Annotated in this window: 23 protein-coding genes and 1 riboswitch; of the genes, 14 read left to right on the top strand and 9 right to left on the bottom strand. The window is 67.9% G+C overall.

What is annotated here, in order from left to right; all coding sequences use genetic code 11:
* Window position 1: 1 nt before the first annotated feature.
* The 5 genes from H0X91_RS15345 to H0X91_RS15325 form a co-directional block, all read right to left on the bottom strand.
* Window positions 2-1315 carry a dihydrolipoamide acetyltransferase family protein gene (locus H0X91_RS15345; RefSeq protein ID WP_062910857.1) on the bottom strand — a complete coding sequence of 438 codons (1314 nt, stop codon included), beginning with the start codon at window positions 1313-1315 and terminating at the stop codon, window positions 2-4.
* Between the two features lies 1 nt (window position 1316).
* Window positions 1317-2357: an alpha-ketoacid dehydrogenase subunit beta gene (locus tag H0X91_RS15340; protein ID WP_011545040.1), complete on the bottom strand. Its 1041-nt coding sequence runs from the start codon at window positions 2355-2357 to the stop codon at window positions 1317-1319.
* A 2-nt stretch (window positions 2358-2359) separates the two neighbouring features.
* Window positions 2360-3592 (bottom strand): 3-methyl-2-oxobutanoate dehydrogenase (2-methylpropanoyl-transferring) subunit alpha, encoded by a 1233-nt coding sequence (locus H0X91_RS15335; protein WP_006476388.1) that lies wholly within the window; start codon window positions 3590-3592, stop codon window positions 2360-2362.
* A 406-nt stretch (window positions 3593-3998) separates the two neighbouring features.
* Complete coding sequence (locus H0X91_RS15330; protein WP_006497648.1) at window positions 3999-4625, bottom strand: flavin reductase family protein; 627 nt, start codon at window positions 4623-4625, stop codon at window positions 3999-4001.
* A 149-nt stretch (window positions 4626-4774) separates the two neighbouring features.
* Window positions 4775-5674, bottom strand: a complete 900-nt coding sequence (locus tag H0X91_RS15325; protein WP_006481749.1) for a LysR family transcriptional regulator — start codon at window positions 5672-5674, stop codon at window positions 4775-4777.
* 156 nt (window positions 5675-5830) lie between these two features.
* Here H0X91_RS15325 and H0X91_RS15320 point away from each other — a divergent pair, with 156 nt between their 5' ends.
* The 11 genes from H0X91_RS15320 (at window position 5831) to H0X91_RS15270 (ending at window position 17681) form a co-directional block, all read left to right on the top strand.
* A complete protein-coding gene (locus H0X91_RS15320; protein WP_196433122.1) occupies window positions 5831-6952 on the top strand; it encodes an alkene reductase in 1122 nt (373 codons plus the stop codon).
* A 57-nt stretch (window positions 6953-7009) separates the two neighbouring features.
* On the top strand, window positions 7010-7438 hold the full coding sequence (locus tag H0X91_RS15315) for a DoxX family protein (RefSeq protein ID WP_006481794.1): 429 nt from the start codon (window positions 7010-7012) through the stop codon (window positions 7436-7438).
* Window positions 7439-7541: 103 nt separating this feature from the next.
* Window positions 7542-8546: a quinone oxidoreductase family protein gene (locus H0X91_RS15310; RefSeq protein ID WP_062910859.1), complete on the top strand. Its 1005-nt coding sequence runs from the start codon at window positions 7542-7544 to the stop codon at window positions 8544-8546.
* A gap of 154 nt (window positions 8547-8700) precedes the next feature.
* A complete protein-coding gene (locus H0X91_RS15305) occupies window positions 8701-9687 on the top strand; it encodes an SDR family oxidoreductase (protein ID WP_230877955.1) in 987 nt (328 codons plus the stop codon).
* Window positions 9688-10469: 782 nt separating this feature from the next.
* A complete protein-coding gene (locus H0X91_RS15300; RefSeq protein ID WP_034200788.1) occupies window positions 10470-11495 on the top strand; it encodes a LacI family DNA-binding transcriptional regulator in 1026 nt (341 codons plus the stop codon).
* Window positions 11496-11569: 74 nt separating this feature from the next.
* The gene (locus H0X91_RS15295) at window positions 11570-12598 is read left to right on the top strand and encodes an ABC transporter substrate-binding protein (RefSeq protein ID WP_006481822.1); all 1029 of its coding nucleotides are present in this window, start codon (window positions 11570-11572) and stop codon (window positions 12596-12598) included.
* Between the two features lie 17 nt (window positions 12599-12615).
* A complete protein-coding gene (locus H0X91_RS15290; protein ID WP_006497654.1) occupies window positions 12616-13440 on the top strand; it encodes an ABC transporter permease in 825 nt (274 codons plus the stop codon).
* 10 nt (window positions 13441-13450) lie between these two features.
* Window positions 13451-14353 (top strand): ABC transporter permease, encoded by a 903-nt coding sequence (locus tag H0X91_RS15285; protein WP_006481771.1) that lies wholly within the window; start codon window positions 13451-13453, stop codon window positions 14351-14353.
* Between the two features lie 13 nt (window positions 14354-14366).
* Entirely contained in the window at window positions 14367-15398 is a 1032-nt protein-coding gene (locus tag H0X91_RS15280; RefSeq protein ID WP_062910861.1) for an ABC transporter ATP-binding protein, read from the top strand.
* Between the two features lie 84 nt (window positions 15399-15482).
* Entirely contained in the window at window positions 15483-16307 is an 825-nt protein-coding gene (locus H0X91_RS15275) for a phosphodiesterase (protein ID WP_062910862.1), read from the top strand.
* Window positions 16308-16481: 174 nt separating this feature from the next.
* The gene (locus tag H0X91_RS15270; protein WP_012492453.1) at window positions 16482-17681 is read left to right on the top strand and encodes an MFS transporter; all 1200 of its coding nucleotides are present in this window, start codon (window positions 16482-16484) and stop codon (window positions 17679-17681) included.
* A gap of 21 nt (window positions 17682-17702) precedes the next feature.
* On the opposite strand, the gene H0X91_RS15265 is transcribed toward H0X91_RS15270, so the two are convergent.
* Window positions 17703-18878, bottom strand: a complete 1176-nt coding sequence (locus tag H0X91_RS15265) for an EamA family transporter (protein WP_048989211.1) — start codon at window positions 18876-18878, stop codon at window positions 17703-17705.
* 491 nt (window positions 18879-19369) lie between these two features.
* Between H0X91_RS15265 and H0X91_RS15260 the strand changes: the two genes are divergently transcribed.
* Together H0X91_RS15260 and H0X91_RS15255 are read left to right on the top strand one after the other, a co-directional pair.
* The gene (locus H0X91_RS15260) at window positions 19370-19723 is read left to right on the top strand and encodes a type II toxin-antitoxin system RelE/ParE family toxin (protein WP_062910863.1); all 354 of its coding nucleotides are present in this window, start codon (window positions 19370-19372) and stop codon (window positions 19721-19723) included.
* Complete coding sequence (locus H0X91_RS15255; RefSeq protein ID WP_006483720.1) at window positions 19720-20001, top strand: helix-turn-helix domain-containing protein; 282 nt, start codon at window positions 19720-19722, stop codon at window positions 19999-20001. Before H0X91_RS15260 ends, H0X91_RS15255 begins: the two co-directional genes overlap by 4 nt.
* 34 nt (window positions 20002-20035) lie before the next feature.
* Here H0X91_RS15255 and H0X91_RS15250 read toward each other — a convergent pair whose 3' ends face one another.
* From H0X91_RS15250 to H0X91_RS15240, 3 genes are all read right to left on the bottom strand, one after another.
* Window positions 20036-20824, bottom strand: coding sequence for a molybdopterin-dependent oxidoreductase (locus H0X91_RS15250; RefSeq protein WP_062910865.1), 789 nt, complete (start codon window positions 20822-20824; stop codon window positions 20036-20038).
* A 29-nt stretch (window positions 20825-20853) separates the two neighbouring features.
* A complete protein-coding gene (locus tag H0X91_RS15245; protein ID WP_062910866.1) occupies window positions 20854-21486 on the bottom strand; it encodes a cytochrome b/b6 domain-containing protein in 633 nt (210 codons plus the stop codon).
* Window positions 21487-21562: 76 nt separating this feature from the next.
* The gene (locus tag H0X91_RS15240) at window positions 21563-21820 is read right to left on the bottom strand and encodes a pentapeptide MXKDX repeat protein (protein WP_006483713.1); all 258 of its coding nucleotides are present in this window, start codon (window positions 21818-21820) and stop codon (window positions 21563-21565) included.
* A 270-nt stretch (window positions 21821-22090) separates the two neighbouring features.
* Window positions 22091-22207: riboswitch (TPP riboswitch) on the top strand.
* A 75-nt stretch (window positions 22208-22282) separates the two neighbouring features.
* Here H0X91_RS15240 and thiC point away from each other — a divergent pair.
* On the top strand, window positions 22283-24214 hold the full coding sequence (thiC, locus tag H0X91_RS15235; protein ID WP_006483722.1) for a phosphomethylpyrimidine synthase ThiC: 1932 nt from the start codon (window positions 22283-22285) through the stop codon (window positions 24212-24214).
* The last annotated feature ends 183 nt before the right edge of the window (window positions 24215-24397 follow it).

Raw genomic sequence — 24397 nt, 5'->3', positions numbered from 1 at the left:
CTCACTCCACGAACAGCAGTGCCGGGCGTTCGAGCACCGCGCGCACGGCCTGGATGAATTCGGCCGCATCCGCGCCGTCGACGACGCGATGATCGAACGACGACGACAGGTTCATCATCTTGCGCGCGACGATCGCGCCGTCGCGAATCATCGGCCGCTCGACGATCCGGTTGACGCCGACGATGCCCACCTCCGGATGATTGATCACCGGCGTCGACACGATGCCGCCGAGCGCGCCGAGGCTCGAGATCGTGATCGTCGACCCGCTCAGCTCGTCGCGCTGCGCCCGGTTCGCGCGCACCGCGTCGGCAAGCCGCGCGATTTCCGCCGAGATCGACCACACGTCACGCGCCTCCGCATGACGCAGCACGGGCACCGTGAGGCCGCCGTCCGTCTGCGTCGCGACGCCCATGTGCACCGCGCCGTAGCGCGTGACGATGCCCGCTTCGTCGTCGAACCGCGCGTTGATCTGCGGGAAGTCGCGCAGCGCGATCACCATCGCGCGGATCAGCAGCGGCAGCGGCGTGAGCTTGCCGCGCGTGTCGCCGTGGCGGCGGTTCAGCTCCGTGCGCAACGATTCGAGCTCGGTGACGTCGATTTCCTCGACGTAGCTGAAGTGCGGGATGCGGCGCTTCGCTTCCTGCATCTTGCGCGCGATCGCGCGCCGCAAGCCGATCACCGGCACTTCGGTTTCGTCGTGGCGTTCGTCGTAGCCGCGCGGTTGTGCCCCGTGCGCCGAGCCGCCGCCGGTGCGCGCATATGCATCGAGATCCGCATGCAGGATCCGCCCGGCTTCACCGGTGCCGCGCACGTAGCGCAGCTCGATACCCATGTCCCACGCACGCTGACGCACGGCCGGCGACGCGAGCGGCCGTTCGCCCGGTGCCAGCGCCGCGCGCGGCTGCGCGACCGGTTCCTCGCGGCGCGGTTTCGCCGGTGCACGAGGCGCCGCGGGCTGCGCAGACGACCCGGCCGATGCGTCGGCTACCGGTTTCGACGGTGCCGCCACCGCGACCGGTGCGGTTTCTACCTTTGTTTCCCGCACCGGCGCCCCGGCCTTCAGGTTGCCGTCGCCTTCGACTTCCAGCCGAATCAGCTCGCTGCCGACCGCCATCATCTCGCCGATCCGGCCGCCCAGCTCGATCACCTTGCCCGTCACCGGCGACGGAATCTCGACCGCCGCCTTGTCGGTCATCACGTCGGCGAGCGGCTGGTCTTCCTTGATCGTCTGCCCGACTTCCACATGCCAGGCCACCAGCTCGACCTCGGCGATCCCTTCGCCGATATCCGGCATCTTGATGACATGAATCCCCATCTCACGCCTCCATCACGCGTCGCAACGCTTCACCGACCCGGGTCGGCCCCGGAAAATACGCCCATTCCTGCGCATGCGGATACGGCGTGTCCCAGCCCGTCGTGCGCTCGACCGGCGCCTCGAGGTGGTAGAAGCAGTGTTCCTGGACCAGCGACACGAGCTCCGCGCCATAGCCGCAGGTGCGCGTCGCCTCGTGCACCACGACGCAGCGCCCGGTCTTGCGCACCGACGCGACAATCGTGTCGAGGTCGAGCGGCCACAGCGTGCGCAGGTCGATCACTTCCGCGTCGATGCCGGTCTCCTCGGCGGCGGCGAGCGATACGTGCACCGTCGTGCCGTACGTGAGCACCGTCACGTCGTTGCCGGGCCGCACGACGGCGGCCGTATCGAGCGGCACCGTGTAGTAGCCTTCGGGCACCGCGCTCGCCGGATGCTTGAGCCACGACGTGACGGGCCGTTCGTGATGGCCGTCGAACGGGCCGTTGTACAGCCGTTTCGGTTCGAGGAAGATCACCGGATCGTCGTTCTCGATCGACGCGATCAGCAGCCCTTTCGCGTCGTACGGATTCGACGGCATCACGGTGCGCAGCCCGCACACCTGCGTGAACATCGCCTCCGGGCTCTGGCTGTGCGTCTGCCCGCCGTAGATCCCGCCGCCGCACGGCATCCGGATCGTCATCGGCGCGGTGAACTGGCCGGCCGAGCGGTAGCGCAGCCGCGCGCCTTCCGACACGATCTGGTCGGATGCCGGATAGAAATAGTCGGCGAACTGGATTTCGCAGACGGGGCGCAAGCCGTACGCGCCCATCCCGACCGCCGCGCCGACGATCCCGCCTTCCGAGATCGGCGCATCGAACACGCGCGACTTGCCGTACTTGTTCTGCAGTCCTTCGGTACAGCGGAACACGCCGCCGAAATAGCCGACGTCCTGCCCGAACACGACCACGTCGCTGTCGCGCCCGAGCATCACGTCCATCGCGGAGCGCAGCGCCTGGATCATCGTCATCGGCTGCGTCGCCGTCCCTGTCTCGTGTTGCGCCATGATCACGCTCCCAGTTCCTGGCGCTGACGGCGCAGGTGCGCGGGCAGCTCCTTGTACACGTCGTCGAACATCGAGGCCGGCGACGGAATCCGGTCGTCGGCGAGCGTCCCGTACTTCTCCGCTTCCTTCTGCGCGGCGATCACCTCGGCCTCGAGCTCGGCCGTCAACGCGTCGTGCGCGCTGTCCGACCAGATGCCCTTCACGATCAGGTGGCGCTTGAAACGCTCGATCGGATCGCCGAGCGGGAAATGCGACCAGTCGTCGCTCGGCCGGTACTTGGTCGGATCGTCCGACGTCGAATGCGCGCCCGCGCGGTAGGTCACCCACTCGATCAGCGTCGGGCCGAGATTGCGGCGTGCGCGTTCGGCCGCCCAGCTCGACGCCGCGTAGATCGCGAGGAAGTCGTTGCCGTCGACGCGCAGCGATGCGATCCCGCAGCCGACGCCGCGCCCGGCGAAGGTCGTCCCCTCGCCGCCCGCGATCGCCTGGAACGTCGAGATCGCCCACTGGTTGTTGACGACGTTCAGCACGACCGGCGCGCGGTACACGTGCGCGAACGTGAGCGCGGTGTGGAAATCGGCTTCGGCCGTCGCGCCGTCGCCGATCCACGCGGACGCGATCTTCGTGTCGCCCTTGATCGCCGACGCCATCGCCCAGCCGACCGCCTGGATGAACTGCGTCGCGAGGTTGCCGGAAATCGAGAAGAAGCCGGCTTCGCGGTCCGAGTACATCACCGGGAGCTGGCGGCCCTTCAGCGGATCGCCTTCGTTCGACATCAGCTGGCAGATCATCCGCTCGAGCGGCACGTCGCGCGCGATCAGGATGCTCTGCTGCCGGTAGGTCGGAAAGCACATGTCGCCGTCGCGCAGCGCCATCGCGTGCGCGGTGCCGATCGCCTCTTCGCCGAGGCTCAACATGTAGAAGGAGATTTTCTTCTGGCGCTGCGCGATCATCATGCGCGCGTCGAAAATGCGGGTCTTGAGCATCGCGCGCAGCCCGGCGATGAGTCGCGCATCGTCGAGATCGGGCGCCCACGGGCCAACGGCCTTGCCGTTGTCGTCGAGCACGCGCACGAGGCTGCGGGCGAGATCGGCGGTATCCGCCGCGGCAACGTCGATCGGCGGGCGGCGAACGGCGCCGGCCGGCGATAGATGCAGATAGGAAAAGTCCGTCTTGCAGCCCGGGCGCCCGGTGGGCTCCGGCACATGCAGACGCAATGGCTCTGACAGGCTCATCGTGTCGTCTCCACGCTCGATTGTGTCTCACGCTGTTTGGGAACGCGCGGGCCGGTTGCCGGCCTGCGCGCGAGCTGACGCGCGGATAAGCACGTCAACCTTGGAAATTTATGCCTGGCGGCGGCGGGCGTCGATGCCCAAGCCGCTCGTTCGTGGTGAGCAGATTTGCCATGGCGGAGGGAGGCGGCGTGTGAGTGCGGCGCACGGTGGCGGCGCGGGAGAGGTCTGCTGCGGTGCGGGGTCGCCGAGCCAGCGGCGATCGGGCATCGGGGGACGGACGAACGGCGCGCCCGCTTCCTCTGAGGGTACGAAGCAAAAGACCCCGCGAAATCCTCGATCTCCGCGGGGTCTTTTCGGATTCGGGCGCTTCCGCGCCGATTGCCGGCCTACTGCGGCGCGCGATCGATCATGCGTCGGGCCGGAAGATGTCGAAGCGGCTGTCGGGCGTCACGTGCGCATAGGCCGACGGCCCACCCGCACGAAGAATGATGCCCGCGCCGAACGTGTCGAACACGCCGTCCTTCAGCAGGTCATGGCGGATATGGACCGCGACGACCTCGCCCAGCACCAGCGTAGCCGGCGTCTCGACGCCGCGATGATCGCGCAGCCGGATCACGTCGGTCACCTTGCATTCGAAGTTGACGCCGCTTTCCGCGACGCGCGGCACGTCGACGAGGCGCGACGGCACGGCGGTCAAGCCGCCGAGTTCGAATTCGTTCACGTCGTACGGCACGGCGGCGCAGGTCTGGTTCATCCGCTCGGCAAGATCGCGCGTCGCGAGGTTCCACACGAACTCGCCGGTTTCCTGCACGTTGCGCAGGCTGTCCTTCGCGGCGGTGCTCGAAAAGCCGATGATCGGCGGGCGATAGTTGAACGCGTTGAAGAAGCTGTACGGCGCGAGATTCAGCGTGCCGTCGCTGCCGCGGGATGAAATCCAGCCGATCGGGCGCGGGCCGATGATCGCGTTCAACGGATCGTGCGGCAGGCCGTGGCCTTGCGACGGTTCGTAATAGTGGTGGGTCGAGTCGGTCATGACGGATGGTCTTGCGAGAGGCGAACGATGACGGAAGCGGTCGGCGGCACGCGTTTGCCGGGGGCGACGAAGGTGTCCGCTGCGACGTGCGTGCCAGTATCACATGGCGCCGTTTTCGGCGCAGTGAAGCGCAGAGACGGTGCAGCGCTTCAGGCCTCCAGTTCGCCCGGACGCGTCAGATGGTCGATCAGCCACTGCGTCGCGGGCCCGCTCGCGCGATCGGCCCGCCGGATCAACGACATGCCGTATCGAAACACATCGCGATCCGACAAGCGCACGACGGCCAGTCGGCCTTGCCGCAGATCGTCCTCGATCAAATGCATCGGCATCGATCCCCAGCCGAGCCCTTCGAGCAACAGTCGATGCTTCGCGCCGAGGTCCGCGGTCCTCCATGTGCGCGTCGCATACACGCCGAACGACTGCCCTTCGGTCAGTTTGCTTCGGTCGGTCAGCACGAGCTGCGTATATTCGCGCGCGTCGGACAGCGGCACACGCCCGCGGCGCTGCGCGAGCGGATGTGTGGGCGCGGCGACGGTGACCAGTTCGATCGCGCCCATGGACGTCGCATCGATCACGTCCGGCCAGTTTTGCACGGGCCCGCTGATGCCGAGCGCGCAGCCGCCATCGACCACCAGCTTCATCACCCCGCCGAGCGCTTCGATGGTCAGGTTGAGCGCGACCGTGGGAAATTCGTCGGCGAACGCACGCAGCCCCTCGACGAGTCTGGCCAGCGGAAACATCACGTCCACCGCCAGCGACAGCTCGGCTTCCACCCCGCCGCGCAGCCCGGCGGTTTTCGCCAGCAACTGGCCCGTCAGCATGTCGAGCCGCCGTGCGTCGGCCAGGACGATTTCGCCGGCCGCCGTCAGCGTCGGCCGCCGTTTGCCCCGTTCGAAAAGCGGCACGCCCAGCAAGGACTCCAGATTGGCGATCGCGTAGCTGACGACGGATTGCGCGCGCTCGAGCCGCCGTGCCGCGCCGGAAAAGCTGCCGGCTTCGACCACCGCGATGAACGCGCGCAGTTGCTCCAGATTGGGGCTTCGCTCCATGATCCATCAAGAAAATCGATTTTAACGATCCATTTTAGACGATTGTTTCGATCACGGCATTCTCCTAAATTCGTGTTCAGCAGCGTTCGACGCGTGCACGCCGGGCATCCCGGCTCGCGCGTCGACGACCCATGAACACGACAGAAAAATGGAATCATGACGATCGACCACGCTTCACCCGACCGGGCGGCATCGACCCGCGCCACGTTGTTCGACCCGCTCGAATTCGGCGGGATCACACTCGGCAACCGCATCGTGATGGCGCCGATGACGCGCAGCCGGGCCGGCGCCGGCGATGCACCGGGCGCGATCAACGCCGCCTACTACGCCCAACGCGCGTCGGCTGGCCTGATCGTCACGGAGGGCACGCAGATCTCGCCGCTCGGCAAGGGCTATCCGTTCACGCCGGGGATCTACAGCGATGCGCAAATCGACGGCTGGAAACGCGTGACCGATGCCGTGCATCGCGCAGGCGGCCGGATTTTCGTCCAACTCGCGCACGTCGGCCGCATCGGCCATCCCGATCTGCAGCCTGACGGCGCGCTGCCCGTCGCGCCGTCGGCCATTCAGCCTGACGGGCAGGCATTCACGCCGGACGGGCCGAAGCCGCACCCCGTGCCAAGCGCACTCGACACCGATGAAATCCCCGGCATCGTCGAGCAATACGCACATGCGGCGCAGGCCGCGTTGCAGGCCGGTTTCGACGGTGTCGAGATTCACGCGGGGAACGGCTATCTGCTCGATCAGTTCCTGCGCGACGGTACCAACCGGCGCACCGACCCGTACGGCGGGGAGATCGACAACCGGATCCGGCTGCCGCTCGACGTCGTGCGGGCGGTCGGACGCGTCGTGAGTCCCGCGCGCGTGGGCGTCCGCATTTCGCCGGTCACGCCGCATTTCGGCGGCATCGCGGACAGCCAGCCGCAGGCGCTGTTCGAGCGGTTCGCCGACCGGCTGACCGGGCTCGCCACCTATCTTCACGTCGTCGAAGGCATTCCGCAGGTCGCGGCCGATCAGGCGCCGCCGTTCGACTACCGCGCATTGCGCCGTGCCTTCGGCGGGTTCTACATCGCGAACGGCGGCTACACGAAAGCACGCGCGCAACAGGCACTCGCCGACGGCCATGCCGACCTCGTGTCGTTTGGCTACCCGTTCATCGCGAACCCCGATTTCGTCACGCGCATTCGACACGATCGCCCGCTCGCGCACGCGGACATGTCCACCGCTTACGGCGGCGGTGAAGCCGGCTACACCGACTACCCGACGCTCGACGCGTAAGCAGGCCGTTACCCGGCCGGCTCGACGGCCCGCCCACTCATTCATTATGGATTCCAAATGATCAATTCGATCAACCGCGCACTGTACAAGACGACCGTGCGGACGCCCGTCGTCAACCTCGTGCTGTCCGTCCTCGTGCGCCTCCTCATCGCCGGCGTGTATCTCGGCGCCGGGATCAGCAAGATCTTCAACTATGCGGGTACCCAGCAGTACATGGAACACATGGGCGTATCGGGCGCGCTGCTTCCGCTCGTGATCGTCGTCGAGATCGCCGGCGGCCTGGCCTTGATCACCGGCTTCATGACGCGGCTCGCGGCGCTCGGGCTCGCGATCTTCTCGATCATCGCCGCGGTGATCTTCCACGGCGGCGGCGACCAGACGCAGCAGACATTCTTCATGATGAACCTGTCGATGGCAGGCGGCCTGCTCGCGCTGTTCCTGCATGGCGCCGGCCGTCTCGCGCTCGACCGCGCGCAACCGGACTGATCCGTCACGTCTGCGGCAACACCCCCACTTGCGCGGCCGCATCGCGTCCGCGCTTCATTCATCCCCCCGGGGCGAACGCCCCCTTTTCAAGCGAGATGTTTCCATGAGCAGCATGCATGCCATCCAGATCGAGCGGGTCGGCGATCCTTCCGTCCTGCGTCCCGTCGTGATCGAGCGTCCGACGCCTGCCGCGGACGAGGTCCTCGTCCGCGTCACGCGCGTCGGGCTGAATTTCGCGGAAACGCTGCAACGCGCCGGCACCTATCCGGGCCCGGCGCTGACGCTGCCCGCGGTGCCCGGCTCGGAAGTCGTCGGCACCGTCGCCGCGGTGGGCGCGAACGTCCGCGACATCCGGATCGGCGCACGCGTCGCGGCGCCGCTGTTCGGCGCGATGCGCGCGACCGGCGGCTACGCCGAATACGTGACGCTCGGCGCCGCGCTGATTACCGCGATTCCCGACGAAGTCTCCGACGACGATGCGGTCGCCGTGATGCTGCAGGGGCTGGTGGCCCGCGTGCTGCTGCGCGAGACGCCGGTGGCCGCACGCACGGTCGCGATCACCGCCGCGGCCGGCGGTGTCGGGTCGATGCTGATCCAGCTGGCGAGACTCGACGGAGCACGCTCGATCACGGGCCTCGCCGGCGCGCCGGCCAAACTGCATGCGGTGCGAACGCTGGGCGCCGATCGGGCCATCAGCTATCGCGACGCGCACTGGGCCGATCAATTGAGCGACGCCACCGGCCGGGAGGGCCCGGACGTCGTGTTCGATTCGATCGGCGGGACGGTCGCGCGCACATTGGTATCGGGCCTTGCGATATACGGCCGGTTCGTCAGCTACGGTGCCGCGAGCGGTCAACTCCTGACGGTCGACGACGCGCTGATGAATGCGTTGATCTTCGGCTGCCGATCGGTGTCCGGCTTCGCGCTGCACGCGTTCCTCAACGACGACGTCGTGCGCCGGACACTCGTCGAACTGTTCGGACTGCTCGCGACTGGCAAGCTGAAGCCGCTGATCGGCGGCAGCTACGGATTCGACGCGATTGCCGACGCGCATCACGCGCTCGAAACCGGCCAGACGACCGGCAAGCTGATCCTGCGCGTCGAATGAACGCGATGTACCGGCGCGTGACGGCACCGTCGTCGCGCGCCGACGATCTCGCCGGCCGTACGGCGATCATCCACTTTCGCGCGGACGGCACGGAACGCGACGCGCGATTTCGCTCACGGAGCATCTGTTGAAAGACGACGATAACGAAGCAGGCATGCGCGTGTCGCGCCGACAGGTCATCGGCAATCTTGGCGCACTGGCCGCGATGTCCGCACTCGGCCCGTCCACCGCGCATGCCGTCGACGCGCCGCCCGCCGCGCAGGGCCTGACGAATCCGGTCGATCTGTACCCGAAGCCGCCGTTCCCGCATCAGGTCCAGGCGCCGCCGGGACTCGCGAGCCGGATGCAGCCGCGCCCTGACCACGGCGAGCAAAGCTATCGCGGCCGTGGCCGGCTCGTCGGCCGCAAGGCGCTCGTCACCGGCGGCGACTCCGGCATCGGCCGGGCAGCGGCCATCGCGTTCGCACGCGAAGGGGCGGATGTCGCGATCGGCTACCTGCCTGTGGAGGAATCCGACGCGCGGGAAGTCGTTGCGCTGATCCGGGCAGCGGGACGCCAAGCCGTCGCGCTGCCGGGCGACATCCGCGACGAAACGTTCTGCCAGCGACTGGTCGCACGCGCGGCGGAAGCACTCGGCGGCCTCGACATTCTCGTCAACAACGCCGCCCGACAACAGGCGCTCGATTCGATCGGCGAGATAACGACCGAGCACTTCGATGCGACGGTCAAGACCAATCTTTACGGGATGTTCTGGATCACGAAGGCGGCGATCCCGCATCTTCCGCCCGGCGCGTCGATCATCAACACCACGTCGGTCCAGGCGGTCAGGGCGAGCGCCAACCTGCTCGACTATGCGACGACGAAAGCCGGCATCATCGCGTTCACGCGATCGCTCGCGAAACAGCTCGGGCCGCGCGGCATTCGCGTCAATGCGGTCGCGCCCGGCCCTTACTGGACGCCGCTGCAATCGAGCGGCGGTCAGCCACCGGAGACGGTCGTCAACTATGCGGCGGGCTCGCCGTACGGCAGGCCCGGGCAACCGGCGGAAATCGCCCCGCTGTATGTCGCGCTCGCGGCGTCGGAAACGAGCTATGCGAACGGGCAGGTCTGGGGCGCGGACGGCGGGCTGGGGATTTTCTGACACGCGACAAGCAGCGACATTCTTCACGTCCCGGCCAGCGGCGCAGCCCTGCGTCGATGGCGACGCCGGACCAATAAAAAACCCGCGAGCGCTGTATTTCTCGCGGGTTTTTCACACCTTCATCGAATCGCATCAACGCAATCGATGGTGCCGGGGACCGGACTCGAACCGGCAAGCCAGTTAAGGCGGCGGATTTTCGTCACACTGCTTCTTTCAAAGCCGGCGTCGCGTGCGCGAACCGTTCGTGCGCTGGACTATGCCTTCACCGTCGCGCGCGGGCGTGACCGCTGCCCGTGCGCCTTAGGCGCCCCCCGTCTAGTCTCTACACCTTCCTCGCGGATGCCGCGAGGCTTGGCTCGGCGTTGCCTCGATGCGCACATCAGGGGTTTCGCCGAATTTGAAGGGTTCTGCACCGACCGTTTCCGACCGGGCACTCAATCGTTTAAGTCCGCTATGTTTACCAATTTCATCACCCCGGCAAGAGGGCGGACGCGATTCTACCATTGCTTGCGCATGCGTTCCCTCATTCCGCCGCGCCGCATCGCGACACCCTCATCGTCGCATTGCGTCTACCCGCGCATTCGACACCGATACGACACGGCCGACGATTTCGTCCCGCGCCGCAACATCCCCCGATACAATCGACCGCACGTCGTCCGACGGCCCCAACCGTCTGACGTTTGTGTCGTGCTTGTCGCGAAACAAGCGTCGCGTGCGTCATCGCGAAGTCACAAACGTTTTCGATAATTCCCCGGCCGAAAACGTTTACATCGCGTTATTTCATGACCTCGACCATCAAGGACGTCGCTGCCCTCGCGGGCTTCTCGATCGCCACCGTCTCGCGTGCGATCAACGCGCCGCATACCGTCAGCCCCGCCACGCTGCAGACGATCCGCACCGCGATCGATACGCTGCAGTTCCGCCCGAGCCCGCTCGGCCGGCAACTGCGCGGCGAGCGCACGCGGCTCGTCGGCGTCGTCGTGCCGACGCTGTCGAACCCGGTGTTCGCCGACTGCCTGCAAGGCATCGACGCGCTCGCGACCGCGGCCGGTTTCAAGCTGATCCTGATGACGACCGAATACGACGCGGCGCGCGAGCGTCATGCGATCGAGACGCTGCGCGAGCAGCGCGTCGAAGGGCTGATCCTCACCGTCGCCGATGCGGACACGCACCCGCTGCTCGACATGCTCGACCGCGACGGCTCGCACTACGTGCTGATGCACAACGACACGCAGCGCCGTCCGTCGGTGTCGGTCGACAACCGCCGCGCCGCGTACGACGGCGTGCAGTTGCTGACCGCGCGCGGCCATCGCCGCGTGCTGATGCTGGCCGGTTCGCTCGCCGCGTCGGATCGCGCCCGCCATCGCCATCTCGGTTATGCGCAGGCACTCGAGGAAAGCGGCGTGGCCACGCTGCCGCCCGTCGAAGTCGACTTCAACGCGCCCGAGTTGCCCGATGCGGTGCTCGCGCATCTCACCGCGCACGCCACGCGGCCGACCGCCCTGTTCTGCAGCAACGACCTGCTCGCGATGGTCGTGATGCGCGGCCTGCGCCGCGCGGGCTTCTCGATCCCCGACGACCTGTCGGTGCTCGGCTTCGACGGCATCGCGATCGGCGAGTTGCTCGCGCCGCCGCTCGCGAGCGTCGCGACGCCGAACCGCGACATCGGCCGCCACGCATGGCAGCGTCTCGTCGAATCCATCGGCGGCGCGGCGATCGAGCGCACGTCGATGATCCTGCCGCACGCGGTGCGCGACGGTGCGACGATCGCACCGCCGGCCACCGAGCTGCAACTGCGCAAGGCGTGATCGCAGAACGCACGCGTCACGCCCGCCGATCACCCCGCTACCCCAGCGCTACCCCACTCGTCCGGAGACCCACCGTGTCCTTTCGCCTGACCTCGCTGCTGCGCGCGCTCGCCGCGCCGCTCGCCGTTGCCGCGCTCGTCGCCGGCGCCCCCGCGGCCCACGCCGACGAAACGGCGATCTGCTACAACTGCCCGCCCGAATGGGCCGACTGGGCCGCGCAGATCGCGGCGATCAAGCAGAAGACCGGCATCCGCGTGCCGTTCGACAACAAGAACTCCGGCCAGTCGATCGCGCAGCTGATCGCCGAGCAGAAAAGCCCGGTGGCCGACGTCGTCTACCTCGGCGTGTCGTCGGCGTTCCAGGCGAAGGACAAGGGCGTGATCGCGCCGTACAAGCCCGCGCACTGGAACGACATTCCCGCGAACTTGAAGGACCCGCAAGGCTACTGGTTCGCGATCCACTCGGGCACGCTCGGCTTCTTCGTGAACAAGGACGCACTCGACGGCAAGCCCGTGCCGCGCTCGTGGGCCGATCTGCTGAAGCCCGAATACAAGGGCATGGTCGGCTATCTCGATCCGTCGAGCGCGTTCGTCGGCTACGCGGGCGCGGTCGCCGTCAACCAGGCGCTCGGCGGCAGTCTCGACAACTTCAAGCCGGCGCTCGACTGGTTCCGCAAGCTGAAGGCGAACGCGCCGATCGTGCCGAAGCAGACGGCCTATGCGCGCGTGCTGTCCGGCGAGATTCCGATCCTGCTCGACTACGACTTCGACGCGTATCGCGCGAAATACAAGGACAACGCGAACGTCGAGTTCGTGATTCCGAAGGAAGGCACGATCGCGGTGCCGTACGTGATGAGCCTCGTGAAGGGTGCGCCGCACGATGCGAACGGCAAGAAGGTGCTCGATTTCGTGCTGTCCGACGAAGGCCAGAAGCTGTGGGCCAACGCGTACCTGCGTCCGGTGCGCGCACAGACGCTCGGCGCCGACGTCGCCGCGAAGTTCCTGCCGGCGAGCGAATACGCGCGGGCGAAGTCGGTCGACTTCGGCAAGATGGCGGCCGGGCAGCAGGCGTTCGGCCAGCAATACCTGCAGGTGATGCAGTAAGCGGCCGGCCCCACGTCATGCTCGACCTGACTTTTCCGCTGCGCTGGCGCGTCGCGCTCGTCGCGCCGGCGCTGGCGGTATTCGCCGCGTTCTGGCTGTTGCCGATGGCGTCGCTCGTGCAGGTGTCCGCCGACGGCGCGTTCTTCTCGCACTATGCGGCGCTGCTCGGCAATGCGCGCTACATGAAGAGCCTCGGCGAGACGGTCGCGCTGTCCGCGGGCGTCACGCTCGCGACGCTCGCGCTGTCGACGATCTCGGGCCTGCTGCTCGCGCGCCGCGAATTCGCCGGCAAGCGCGTGCTGCTCGCGCTGCTCACGTTTCCGCTCGCGTTCCCGGGCGTCGTCGTCGGCTTCATGGTGATCATGCTCGCCGGGCGCCAGGGGCTGATCGGCATGCTGTCGGCGAAGCTCACGGGCGACAAGTGGGTCTTCGCATACTCGGTGGCGGGCCTGTTCATCGGCTACCTGTACTTCTCGATCCCGCGCGTGATCGTCACCGTGATCGCGGCCGCGTCGAAGCTCGACGCGTCGCTCGAGGAAGCCGCGCGTTCGCTCGGCGCGTCGCCGTGGCGCATCTTCGTCGACATCGTGCTGCCGGCGCTCGCGCCGGGCCTGATCGCGGCCGGCGCGATCTGCTTCGCGACCGCGATGGGCGCGTTCGGCACGGCGTTTACGCTCGCCACCGACCTGAACGTGTTGCCGATGACGATCTATACCGAATTCACGCTGAACGCGAACATCGCGACGGCGGCCGGGCTGTCGATCGTGCTCGGCATCGTCACCTGGGCCGTGCTCGCGCTCGCGCGGCGCTTCACCGGCCATACCGCCGCCGCCGCGGCCTGAGGATTTCCGCATGCCATCGCTTTCCGGCTCGTCCGCGCCCGCCCCGGCCCCTGTTCCGGCTTCCTTGCCCGCGAAGCCTGCCGCCCGCCACGCACCGCGCGTCGCGGGAGCACGCGCGATCGCCGCGCTGCAATGGGGCGTCACGCTGCTGCTGTGCGCGTTCCTGATCGTGCCCGTCGTGATGTCGGTGCTCGCGGGGCTGACCGTCAACTATTTCCGCGGCCTGTCGAGCGGCCTCACGCTGCGCTGGCTCGAGCAGGTGTGGCAGCAGTATCACGGCTCGGTCGCGCTGTCGCTCTACGTCGCGTTCGCGACGCTCGCGATCGTGCTCGCGGTCGGCGTGCCGGCCGGCTATGCGCTCGCGCGCAGCAAGCACCGCATCGCGCGTGCGATCGAGGAAGCGCTGGTGCTGCCGGTCGCGCTGCCGGGGCTGGCTTCGGCGCTCGCGCTGCTGGTCGTGTACGGCGGCTTCACCGCGTTCCGGATGAGCCTGTGGTTCATCGTCGTCGGCCACGTCGTGTTCACGCTGCCGTTCATGGTGCGCGCGGTCGCGGCCGTCGCGGCCGGCGCCGACCTGCGCACGCTCGAGGAAGGCGCGGCGAGCCTCGGCGCGTCGTTCGTCACGCGCTTCGTCACGATCGTGCTGCCGAACCTGCGGCCCGGCATCGTCGCGGGCGCGCTCGCGGTGCTCACGCTGTCGATCGGCGAATTCAACCTCACGTGGATGCTGCACACGCCCGACACCAAGACGCTGCCGGTCGGGCTCGCCGATACGTATGCGTCGCTGCGGCTCGAAGTCGGCAGCGCGTACACGATCCTGTTCCTGCTGATGACGCTGCCGCTGCTCGTCGCGATGCAGTGGCTCGGCGTCGATCCGTCCGGTACGCGCGCGCCGAAGCAGCGCCCGCGCTGATTTTTTCGCAGACATGAAACTCGATTCCACTCCCATCACCCTGACCGGCTGCGCGAAGACCTTCTGCGGCACACGCGTGCTCGAACCGCTCGACCTGTCGATCGGCGCCGGCGAAACGCTCGTGCTGCTCGGGCCGTCGGGCTGCGGCAAGACGACCACGCTGCGCCTGATCGCGGGCCTCGACACACCCGATGCCGGCGGCACCATCGCGTTCGGCGACGACGACGTCACCCTGCTTCCGATCGAGCGCCGGCAGGTCGGCATGGTGTTCCAGAACTACGCGCTGTTTCCGAACCTGACGGTGCGCGGCAACGTCGGCTACGGGCTGAAGATCCGCAAGACCGAGCCGCGTGCGTTGCGCGAACGCGTCGACGAACTGCTCGCGATGATGCGGCTCGACGCGCACGCGGACAAACCGGTCGATCAACTGTCGGGCGGCCAGCGTCAGCGCGTCGCGCTGGCGCGCGCGCTCGCGGTGCGGCCGCGCGTGCTGCTGCTCGACGAACCGCTGACCGCGCTCGACGCGAAGCTGCGCGACGTGCTGCGCCGCGACATGAACACGCTGCTGCGCACGCTCGGCGTGACGACCGTCTACGTCACGCACGACCAGGCCGAAGCGATGGAACTCGGCGACCGGATCGTCGTGATGGGTGCGGGCCGCATCGAGCAGATCGGCACGCCGCGCGAGATCTACTACCACCCCGCGAACCGCACGGTCGCGCAGTTCATCGGCACGCTGAACCGGCTGGCGGGCCAGTGGCGCGACGGCGCGCTCGAAACGACCGGCGGCGCGATCGTCACGCCGCATGCGGCCGACGAATGGTTCTTCCGTCCCGAGGACGCGCAGCTCGCCGATCCCGCGCATGCGCCGCTGCGCGGCGCGGTCGGCGCGTGCGCGTTCCTCGGCGAGCGCACGCGCCTCACGATCGAGCATGCGGCACCCGACGCGCTCGTGATCGATGTGCCGGGCCGCATCGCGCTCGCACGCGGCACGGCGGTCGGCCTCACGATCGCGCCGGAAGGTCTGATCGCGCTCGGCGCGTAAGGCGTCGATCGGGCATCATTCATGCAGCACCCCACGGCGGCGCACACCGCCGCGACAACAACCAGACGATTCCGAGGAACGACGATGCTGCTTGCTCAAATCAGCGATCTCCACATCAAGCGTCCGGGCCAGCTCGCGTACCGGCGCGTCGACACGGCGGCCGCGCTCGCGCGCTGCATCGCGAAGCTGAATGCGCTCGTGCCGCGGCCCGACGCCGTGCTCGTCACCGGCGACCTGACCGACTTCGGCCATGACGACGAATACGGCAACCTGCGCGGGCTGCTCGCGGCGCTCAAGATCCCGTACTACCTGATGATCGGCAATCACGACGACCGCGCCGGATTGCGCCGCGCGTTCGCCGATCGCGCCGAGTTGCAGGACGGCGAATTCGTGCAATACGCGCTCGACGTCGGCGCGGTGCGCGTGCTCGCGCTCGATTCGCAGGTGCCGGGCGCGAGCCATGGCGACCTGTGCGACGCACGGCTCGCGTGGCTTGCCGCACAGCTCGACGCCGCACGCGAGCGGCCGGTGATCGTCGCGCTGCATCACCCGCCGTTCGTGTCGGGCATCGGCCACATGGACAAGCTGCGTCTCGCGCCCGCCGCCGCCGCGAAACTCGACGCGCTGCTGCGCGGTCATCCGAACGTCGAGCGCGTACTGTGCGGTCACGTGCACCGCACGATGTTCACGCGCTTCGGCGGCACGCTCGCGTCCGCGGTGCCGTCGCCCGCGCACCAGGTCGCCTTCGACCTGCGGGCCGATGGGCCATCCGCGTTCCGGCTCGAACCGCCGGCGTTCGCGGTCCACCACCATGCACCCGATACGGGAATGACGTCGCATCACGTCTATGTGGACGAAGGCGCGGGGCCGTATCCGTTCTACGAGCCGACGGGCGAGCTGGTCGACTGACCACGGGACGCGCGGCGCGTGCCGTGACGGGCGGTAGCTGGCCCGTCGCGCCGGCTGCCGCCGGCAGGATTCACGTCGCTCCGGTATGATCGGCAGCCTCGACCGGCGCCCGGCTCGCCGGCGCACCTGATGCGTGCGCCGCCTGCCGGGCCGCCCAACTCCGTGCCTGCCGCCATGTCCACTTCCTCCACCGACCGTCCGACCGACGCCGCCTCGCCCCACTACTCGCGCAGCCTGCTGTTGCTGCTCGCGACGATCGCGGGCGTGTCGGTCGCGAACATCTACTACAACCAGCCGCTGCTCGACAGCTTCCGTTCGGCCTTTCCGGACGGCGCATCGTGGATCGGCGCGGTACCGACCGCGACGCAGCTGGGTTACGCGGCCGGCATGTTCCTGCTCGCGCCGCTCGGCGACCGTTTCGATCGCCGCGGGCTGATCCTGCTGCAGATCGCCGGGCTCTCGATCGCGCTGATCGTGGCGGCCGCCGCGCCGTCGCTGGCCGTGCTCGCGGTCGCCAGCCTCGCGATCGGCATCCTCGCGACCATCGCGCAGCAGGCCGTGCCGTTCGCCGCCGAAATCGCGCCGCCGGCCGAACGCGGCCACGCGGTCGGCACCGTGATGAGCGGCCTGCTGCTCGGCATCCTGCTCGCGCGTACCGCCGCCGGCTTCGTCGCCGAGTATTTCGGCTGGCGCGCGGTGTTCGCCGCGTCGGTCGCGGCGCTCGTCGCACTCGCCGTCGTGATCGTGCTGCGGCTGCCGCGCAGTTCGCCGACGTCGACGCTGTCGTACGGCAAGCTGCTCGGCTCGATGTGGCATCTGGCCGTCGAACTGCGCGGGCTGCGCGAGGCGTCGCTGACGGGCGCCGCGCTGTTCGCGGCGTTCAGCGCGTTCTGGCCGGTGCTCACGCTGCTGCTCGCCGGCGCGCCGTTCCATCTCGGCCCGCAGGCGGCCGGCCTGTTCGGGATCGTCGGCGCCGCGGGCGCGCTCGCCGCGCCGTATGCGGGCCGCTTCGCGGACCGGCGCGGCCCGCGCGCGATCATCTCGCTCGCGATCGCGCTGCTCGCGCTGTCGTTCGTGATCTTCGCGCTGTCGGGATCGAGCCTCGTCGGGCTCGTGATCGGCGTGATCGTGCTGGACGTGGGCGTACAGGCCGCGCAGATCTCGAACCAGTCGCGCATCTATGCGCTGAAGCCCGAGGCGCGCAGCCGCGTCAACACGGTGTACATGGTGTGCTATTTCATCGGCGGCGCGCTCGGCTCGTCGGCCGGCGTCGCCGCATGGCGCGCGTTCGGCTGGACCGGCATGTGCGCGGCCGGCCTGCTGTTTACGGCGCTCGCCGGCTGGTTCCACCATCGCGGCGGCCGGCGCGGCTGAGCGCGACCGGCCACGGCGGCGTCACGCGTCGGTGCGCGACGCGGCCGGCTCGACGGCGGCGGGCGGCGGCGCGAACGCCGGGGCCGGATCGATCACCGCGGCGGGATCCATCACCGCTGCGGGCGTCGGCACCGCGAGCGGAACAGCGGAAGGCGCGAGGATCGGCGCCGCCTCCGGCGCGGCGATCGGCTCGACGACGGGCGAAGCGTCCGCCGTCGGCGCCTGCTCGGCCGCCACGGCCGGCGAACTGGTCGCCGCCGCCGCGGGCCGGCGCGCCGGATCGAACACGAACGACAACCCGACGCTGCCGAGGATCGCGACGGTCGCGACCACGGTCGCCATCGTCACCGGCTCGCCCAGCAGCAGCGCGCCGAGCGCGACCGCGACGATCGGGTTCACGTACATGCAGCTGCTCGCGATGATCGGGCTCGTGTGGCGGATCAGGTAGCCGTACGCGACGTACGCGGCCATCGTGCAGAACACCATCAGGTACGCGAACGCGAACACGGGCCCGACGGCCAGTTGCTCGACGCGTTCGCCGAGCAGCCACGCGACGATCGTCGACATCAGCCCGCCGAGGCCGATCTGCAGCGACGTCGACAGGAACAGGTCGGACGGCAGCTTGAGGCGCGTCGCGAGATGCGCGCCGCCCGCCCAGAACAGTGCGCCGGCCAGCACGCAGATCGTGCCGAGCGCCGAATTCGCGGCGGCCGCGCCGCCCGAATTCAGCACGACGATGCCGACCATCCCGAGCGCGACGGCCGCCCATTCGCCCTTCGTCACCGGCCGCCCCGCCACCGCCGCGATCACGGTCGCGAACAGCGGCACCGTGGCCACCATCACCGCGGCCGAACCGCTGCTGACCGTGCGCATGCCGAGCGCGATCGTGCCGGACGACAGCGCGACGAGCATCGTGCCGACGATCGCCGAGTTGCGGATTTCCAGCAGCGTCGGCCATTCGGGCTTGCGCCGCAGCGCGAAGATGAACAGGCCGATCCCGCCGAGCAGGTTGCGCAGCCCCGACAGCAGCAGCGGCGGGAACGACTGCAGCGCGAAATGCAGCCCGCTGTAGGTCGAGCCCCAGACGAAATAGATGAAGACGAGCGCGAGCGCCACGCGGCCGCCGCGGCTTTGCGGCAGGCGGATCCGGAACGAAAAGCGGGCAAGGAAATCGAGGAGGCGGTCGAGCGGCGTCATCGAGCCACCTGCCCGCACGTCACGCCGCGTGCTCCGCTGAAAGACGCCGGCGATGCCGGCAAACGGTCCACGCGGGACCGGGAAGGCAGAGCGAACGTGCGGAACGACATGGCAGTGCGAACGGCGACGAAAGAGAACCGGCAAGCGGCGGCAAAGGGACAAAAACGGGCAAAAAAAACGTGCGCACCCGCGTCGGCTGCACACGCTCGGCATTATGGCATCAAGGATTCGAAAGCATCGTCGGACCTGTCTGAAAGCCTATCGACTGATGTTTCGGCGCGACATTTTTCGCGCGGCGGTGCGGCGAAATCCGGGGCCGGATACGCAAGGCGCGGAGCGCCGGCGCCGCCATTCGCCCCCCTTGATCCAGCATCGGCCTGACGACCAGTTTGTGCGTCGGCGCGTCGTGACGCGCCTATCGTGACGGACGGCGCGCGCCCCTGGTGGCGCCCGCGGCTTCTTTCCGACACCTGCACAGACCATACAAAACTTTGTATAGTCCAGACATTCTTCCGCCGAAGCCCGTCGTTTTCGTCGGCAGCGCGCTGGCCGATCTCCGCGGCTTTCCGTTGCCTGCGCGACGCGAAGCCGGCCACCCGATCGATCAGGTGCAGCGCGGCCTCGCACCCGACGACTGGAAACCGATGCGCACGATCGGCGTCGGCGTGCGGGAAATTCGCCTGCGCGATGCAAGCGGCGCATTCCGGATCGTCTACGTCGCGACTTTCACCGAGGCCGTCTACGTCCTGCACTGCTTGCGCAAGCAATCGACGCGCACGAACAAGACCGATATCGACCTCGCCGCCCGCCGCTATCGGACGCTGATGATGGAGTTGAAACGATGACCGATGAACGTTACGCGAACGTCTGGGACGCAATCGAGCGCGAGCCGGCGGAAGCCGCGAACATGAAGCTGCGCTCCGAACTGATGATCGCGCTCAAGCAGCGCATCGCGCGGCTCGAACTGAGTCAGGCCGAGGCCGCGAAGCAGCTGGGCGTTACGCAGCCGCGCGTCTCCGACCTGATGCGCGGCAAGATCAACCTGTTCGGGCTCGACGCGCTCGTGAACATGGCCTCGGCAGTCGGCCTGCGCGTCGATCTGCAGGTGCGCGATTCCGCGTGACGCATACGCACGCGGTGCACGCCGCGCGCACCGCTCACGATCCGCCGAACCAGTTGTAGCCCTGATCGACCCAGTAGCCGCCCGGGAACGTATCGGTCACGAAGATTTCCATGATGTGCTTCGGGTTCTTGTAGCCGAGCTTGGTCGGCATCCGCAGCTTCATCGGAAACCCGTATTCCGGCGGCAGCCGACGGCCGTCGTAATCGAACGCGAGCAGCGTCTGCGGATGCAGCGCGGTCGGCATGTCGATGCTTTCGTAGTAGTCGTCCGCGCACTTGAAGCCGACGTATTTCGCCCGCGTGTCGGCGCCGGCGCGCGCGAGGAATGCGCCGAACGGCGTGCCGCCCCAGCGGCCGATCGCACTCCACCCTTCCACGCAGATGTGCCGCGTGATCTGTTCCGCGTGCGGCAGCGCGCGAAGCTCGTCGAGCGTCCACACGCGCTTGCCCGTTACACGGCCGGACAGCACAAGCCGATACGTCGATTCGTCGACGTGCGGCACGTCGTCGATCCCGTAGTACGCGTTGAACGGAAACGGTCGTGTGATATCGGCTTCGGCATAGGTCGGCGCGAGCCGGTCGGGATTGAACAGCCACGCCTGCACGCGATCGTTCATGCGCGACACTTTCTCGAGGAACGTGTTGACCGACGCGTCGTCCTGCAGCGTGCAGCCGGTCAGCATCGCGAGGCCGCCGAGCGTCAGCACGCGCCGGTTGAAGAGGCGTCGCGACGGCATCTCGAGCGTGCGGCGCACGTCGATTTCGAGCGATTGCCGATCGAGCGTCCAGCGCGGCGCGCTCCGGTTTTTTTCGGATTCCGACATGATGATTTCCTTCGCCCGCGACGCGCGGGTCAGCGGCCGCGCAGCATCGCGAGCAGCGAGCGCGGCACCAGCAACGCCATCGCGACGTGGACGACCACGAATGCGACCAGCAGCGCCATCGCCCAGAAGTGCACGATGCGCGCGTTGTCGTAACCGCCGAACAATTCGCGCAACAGCGGGAACTGCACGGACTTCCAGATCGTGAGCCCCGACAGCACCAGCACGACGAGATCGACGATCGCGGTCAGGTATGCGGCACGCTGCACTGCGTTGTAGACGCTCAGGTCGTCGTGCGACAGCCGTCCGCCGAGCGCGGCGCGTACGTCGCGCCACACCGACGCGGGCGTCACGGGCAGCAACTTGCGCGCGAAGCGCCCGGTCGCGATCGACATCGCGAGATAGAACAGCCCGTTGCCGACCAGCAGCCACATCGCCGCGAAATGCCATTGCAGCGCGCCGCCGAGCCAGCCGCCCAGCGTGATGCCGTGCGCGAACGTGAACGACGGATAGATCGGCGACGCGTCGTAGATCCGCCAGCCGGACAACGCCATCAGGACCGCCGCGAGCGCGTTGAGCCAATGGCTCGCGCGCACCCAGCGCGGATGGATCGTCGGTGCGGGCGGCGGCGCGCCCGCGCGATCCGTGACAGGAACCGTTTGCATGATGAAGACTCCCGGGATGATGCAGCGGGACGCGACGCGCGCCGGTAACCGGGCGGCCGCGCCCCGCCCGCATTCGTCAGTTCGACGGGCTCATCGCGTCCTTCTTCATCGCGTCGCCCTTCTTCATCGCGTCGTGGCCCATCGCATCCTTCTTCATCGCATGCTTCTTCATGCCGTCCTTCTTCATCGCGCCGTCCTTCGCCATCGCGTCGTGGCCCATCGCGTCCTTCGACATCGACATGCCGTCCTTCGACATCGCATCGTTCTGCGCGTAGGCCCCCGTGGCAATCGTGGCGAGTGCGGCGACACAGGCGGCGACGAATACGTTTTTCATGACATCTCTCCGATACATGGGTTTAGGAGTCGAATAGACGGAGCACGCGGCCGGAAATGACAGCGCTTGCGAAAATTTTTTCGAAGCCGGGAATAAGGGAAGGAAATGCTGCACTGCGCGCCGCTTGTGTCCGGGGCCGCGTGGCGGGTCGACGGCAACGCTTGCTGCGGCGCACCGTGCGCACGGCGGCGGCCACGAGCGGGCCATCGCCCGGCGGCATCCGCGCCGCACCCGGTTGAAACCGCCGCCAAGCCGGTGTATCGTGTGCCCTTGCTAACGCGGGGGTCCTGCAATGCGTTCGGTCAAACAACCGGCATTGCGGGTGAGAAATACCCTTTGAACCTGATCTGGATAATGCCAGCGCAGGGAAGCGTACGGATTTCGCCGCCATCCCTCTGACGAAACCCGCCGCCTCACGAATCTCGTCTCCTGCTTAGCTAGCGCCCCACATCAGGAGATTGCATGAACGCCAATCCGAAGTTTCTGTCCGCCGACGCCCACGTCGATGCCGCTGCTGTCGCGCCGCTGCCCAATTCGCGCAAGGTGTATGTGACCGGTTCGCAACCCGACATCCGCGTGCCGATGCGCGAAATCACGCAGGCCGACACGCCGACCGGCTTCGGCGGCGAGAAGAATCCGCCGATCTACGTGTACGACACGTCGGGCCCGTACACCGATCCGGACGCGAAGATCGACATCCGCGCGGGCCTGCCGGCGCTGCGCCAGCGCTGGATCGAAGCGCGCGGCGACACCGAAGTGCTCCCCGGCCTGTCGAGCCAGTACGGCCTCGAGCGCGCGGCCGATCCGGCCACGGCCGAGCTGCGTTTCCCGGGCCTGCACCGCAACCCGCGCCGCGCGCAGGCCGGCAAGAACGTCACGCAGATGCACTATGCGCGCCAGGGCATCATCACGCCGGAAATGGAATACATCGCGATCCGCGAGAACCAGCGCCGCGCCGAGTACATCGAGAGCCTGAAGTCGAGCGGCCCGAACGGCGCGAAGCTCGCCGCGATGATGGGCCGCCAGCATCCGGGCCAGGCGTTCGGCGCCGCGGCCTTCGGCGCGAACGCGCTGGCCGAGATCACGCCGGAATTCGTGCGCGACGAAGTCGCGCGCGGCCGCGCGATCATCCCGGCGAACATCAACCACCCGGAATCCGAGCCGATGATCATCGGCCGCAACTTCCTCGTGAAGATCAACGCGAACATCGGCAACTCGGCCGTCACGTCGTCGATCGGCGAGGAAGTCGACAAGATGACGTGGGCGATCCGCTGGGGCGGCGACACGGTGATGGACCTGTCGACCGGCAAGCACATCCATGAAACGCGCGAGTGGATCATCCGCAACAGCCCGGTGCCGATCGGCACGGTGCCGATCTACCAGGCGCTCGAAAAGGTCAACGGCAAGGCCGAAGATCTCACCTGGGAAATCTTCCGCGACACGCTGATCGAGCAGGCCGAGCAAGGCGTCGACTACTTCACGATCCATGCGGGCGTGCGCCTGCAGTACGTGCCGCTCACCGCGAACCGGATGACGGGCATCGTGTCGCGCGGCGGCTCGATCATGGCGAAGTGGTGTCTCGCGCATCACAAGGAAAGCTTCCTGTACGAACACTTCGAAGAGATCTGCGAGATCATGAAGGCGTACGACGTGAGCTTCTCGCTCGGCGACGGCCTGCGTCCCGGCTCGATCTACGACGCGAACGACGAAGCGCAGCTCGGCGAACTGAAGACGCTCGGCGAACTCACGCAGATCGCGTGGAAGCACGACGTGCAGGTGATGATCGAAGGCCCCGGCCATGTGCCGATGCAGTTGATCAAGGAGAACATGGATCTCCAGCTCGACTGGTGCAAGGAAGCGCCGTTCTACACGCTCGGGCCGCTCACCACCGACATCGCGCCGGGTTACGACCACATCACGTCCGGCATCGGCGCCGCGATGATCGGCTGGTTCGGCACCGCGATGCTGTGCTACGTGACGCCGAAGGAACACCTCGGCCTGCCGAACAAGGACGACGTGAAGGAAGGCATCATCACGTACAAGCTCGCCGCGCACGCCGCCGACCTCGCGAAGGGTCACCCGGGCGCGCAGGTGCGCGACAACGCGCTGTCGAAGGCGCGCTTCGAGTTCCGCTGGGAAGACCAGTTCAACATCGGTCTCGACCCGGACAAGGCGCGCGAATTCCACGACGAGACGCTGCCGAAGGACTCGGCCAAGGTCGCGCACTTCTGCTCGATGTGCGGCCCGCATTTCTGCTCGATGAAGATCACGCAGGACGTGCGCGAATTCGCGGCGCAGCAAGGCGTGTCGGAAACCGAAGCGCTGAAGAAGGGGATGGAGGTCAAGGCGGTCGAGTTCGTGAAGACCGGCGCCGAGATCTACCACCGTCAGTAAGCGCGCGCGGCGAGCCGCACCGGCTTGCATCGCGATGCACGGAGCCCGCTTTCGAGCGGGCTTTTTTGCGCATGTCGTTTGCGCATGCCGTGTGCCTGCGGGGCCGTGCGAAACAATTGATTACGAAACCGCGCGAGCCTTAACAAGTCCTTACAGCAGCGTCATGGGACGGCGCGTAGATTG

The organism is Burkholderia sp. 9777_1386, from assembly GCF_015712265.1.
Taxonomy (GTDB): Bacteria; Pseudomonadota; Gammaproteobacteria; order Burkholderiales; family Burkholderiaceae; genus Burkholderia; species Burkholderia cenocepacia.
The sequence above is the reverse complement of the archived record's forward strand: the minus strand, read 5'-3'. Positions and strand labels throughout refer to the sequence as shown.